The sequence below is a fragment of the Roseivirga sp. E12 genome, from assembly GCF_017592825.1.
In the GTDB taxonomy this organism is placed as follows: domain Bacteria; phylum Bacteroidota; class Bacteroidia; order Cytophagales; family Cyclobacteriaceae; genus Roseivirga.
The window spans coordinates 1-362 of record NZ_JAGFMD010000033.1; the positions used below are offsets into that span (position 1 = coordinate 1).

Genomic DNA, 362 nt, shown 5'->3' on the forward strand with positions numbered 1-362 from the left:
GAAGACAACTGTGCCATCGTTAATGCTACCCTTTCTAAAAATACTTTCAACTGTAGTGATATCGGTGAGGTATCAGTAATGGTAACTGTTACTGATAGCAATGGCAATGTATCTACTGGCATGGCCACTGTAACTGTTGCTGACAACACGCCTCCTACCCTTACCACTCAAGATGTTGCCCTTAGCCTTGATGCTAACGGTAATGCTGCTCTTACTGTAGACCAGGTAGAAGTTGAAAGTGCTGACAACTGTGGCATCGCTTCTAAAGTATTAAGCCAAACAAGCTTCGACTGTGATGATACTGGTGTTAATCAGGTAACACTTACTGTAACTGATAATGCTGGTAACCAAACCGTAAACAC

At 42.5% G+C, this 362-nt stretch carries 1 pseudogene; it reads left to right on the top strand.

The window, feature by feature from the left end:
* Window positions 1-362: pseudogene (locus J4E76_RS20785) on the top strand (hypothetical protein); the annotation flags it as partial.